The organism is Pseudomonas agronomica, from assembly GCF_025917275.1.
Taxonomy (GTDB): domain Bacteria; phylum Pseudomonadota; class Gammaproteobacteria; order Pseudomonadales; family Pseudomonadaceae; genus Aquipseudomonas; species Aquipseudomonas agronomica.
In genome coordinates this window covers 1-2066 of record NZ_JAOSHO010000700.1, presented here as the reverse complement: position 1 = coordinate 2066, position 2066 = coordinate 1, and the positions used below count along the sequence as shown (strand labels likewise).

General features: G+C 61.9%; 1 protein-coding gene. It reads left to right on the top strand.

Annotation, left to right across the window (positions count from 1 at the left end; translation table 11 throughout):
* Positions 1 to 105 precede the first annotated feature (105 nt).
* Positions 106 to 2043 (top strand): acetate--CoA ligase, encoded by a 1938-nt coding sequence (acs, locus tag OC610_RS26300; protein ID WP_264432039.1) that lies wholly within the window; start codon positions 106 to 108, stop codon positions 2041 to 2043.
* The last annotated feature ends 23 nt before the right edge of the window (positions 2044 to 2066 follow it).

Below are 2066 nucleotides of genomic sequence, written 5' to 3'. Positions count from 1 at the left end.
TTCGCGAGCAGGCTCGCTCCCACAGTTGTTTTATGAGCGACTTGAACCCCCAGGCCACTGGGCGCATCTTTATATCTTGTCGCAAAACAAGAATAAGGAACCGTCATGTTCGATATCAGCCAGTACCCCCACGCCGATGCCGTCCGCCGGGCTGCGCAACTGAGTCAGGACGAGTACAAGCGGCTCTACAAAGAATCCATCGAACACCCCAGCACCTTCTGGGCCGAGCAGGCCACGCGCTTTCTCGACTGGATGACCCCGTGGCAGACCGTCCAGCGCTACGACCTCAAGAACGGCGACGCGAGCTGGTTCGCCGGCGGCACGCTGAACGTCAGCGCCAATTGCATCGACCGTCACCTGGCGACGCGCGCCGACCAGATCGCGATCATCTGGGAAGGCGACAACCCCGCCGAATCGGCAGAAATCAGCTACAGAAAACTTCACCACCACGTGTGCCGACTGGCCAACGTGCTGAAAAACCGTGGCGTGAAGAAAGGCGACCGGGTCTGCATCTACATGCCAATGATTCCGGAAGCGGCCTACGCCATGCTCGCCTGCACCCGCATCGGTGCGGTGCATTCGGTGGTGTTCGGCGGCTTTTCGCCGGATTCCCTGCGCGACCGAATCCTCGATGCGGATTGCCGCACGGTGATCACCGCCGACGAAGGCGTGCGCGGCGGGCGTTTCATACCGCTCAAGCGCAACGTCGACAAGGCGCTGGAGAACTGCCCGAACGTCAGCACTGTGCTGGTGGTCGAGCGCACCCAGGGCGAGGTGGATTGGACCGAAGGCCGCGATCTCTGGTATCACCAGGCCACACACGAAGTGAGCGACGACTGCCCGCCTGAGCCAATGGACGCCGAAGACCCGTTGTTCATCCTCTATACCTCGGGCAGCACCGGCAAGCCCAAGGGCGTGCTCCACACCACCGGCGGCTATCTGCTGCAAGCAGCGATGACCTTCAAGTACGTGCTGGACTACCGCGACAATGAAGTCTTCTGGTGCACCGCCGACGTCGGCTGGGTCACTGGCCATAGCTACATCGTCTACGGCCCGCTGGCCAACGGAGCCACCACACTGATTTTCGAGGGCGTGCCGAGCTATCCGAGCAGTTCACGGTTCTGGCAGGTGATTGATAAACATCAGGTGAACATTTTCTACACCGCGCCGACCGCCTTGCGCGCCCTGATGCGAGAAGGCGCCGCGCCCCTGCAGGAAACCTCTCGCAAGAGCCTGCGATTGCTCGGCAGTGTCGGTGAGCCGATCAACCCGGAGGCGTGGGAATGGTATTTCAACGTTGTAGGCGAACAACGTTGCCCGATTGTCGACACCTGGTGGCAGACCGAAACCGGCGGCATCATGCTCAGCCCCCTGGTGAGCGCGCCACGGCTCAAGCCGGGCTGCGCCACGCGGCCGATGTTCGGCGTGCAGCCGGTCCTGCTGGATGAGGTTGGCAAGGAAATCAGCGGCGCGGGCAGCGGGGTGCTGGCAATCAAGTCGAGCTGGCCAGCACAGATTCGCAGCGTCTATGGCGATCACCAGCGCATGGTCGAGACGTATTTCAAGCCCTACCCCGGTTATTACTTCACCGGTGACGGCGCCCGTCGCGACGAAGATGGCGACTTTTGGATCACCGGACGCATCGACGACGTCATCAATGTCTCGGGCCACCGTATCGGCACCGCCGAGGTGGAAAGCGCCCTGGTGCTGCACGACAATATTGCCGAGGCGGCGGTTGTCGGTTATCCCCACGATCTCAAGGGCCAGGGTATCTATGCCTTCGTCACGCCGATGGATGGTGTCGAGGCCAACGACGAGCTGAAGAAGGAGTTGCTGGCCCATGTCAGCAAGGAAATCGGCAGTTTCGCCAAACCGGAACTGATCCAGTGGGCGCCGGCGTTGCCCAAGACCCGTTCGGGCAAGATCATGCGCCGGATCCTGCGCAAGATCGCCTGCAACGAACTCGACAGCCTCGGCGACACCTCGACCCTGGCCGACCCGAGCGTGGTGGAGGGCCTGATCGACAAACGCCTGAACCGCTGAGGCTATGCAAAAGCCCGTGGCGA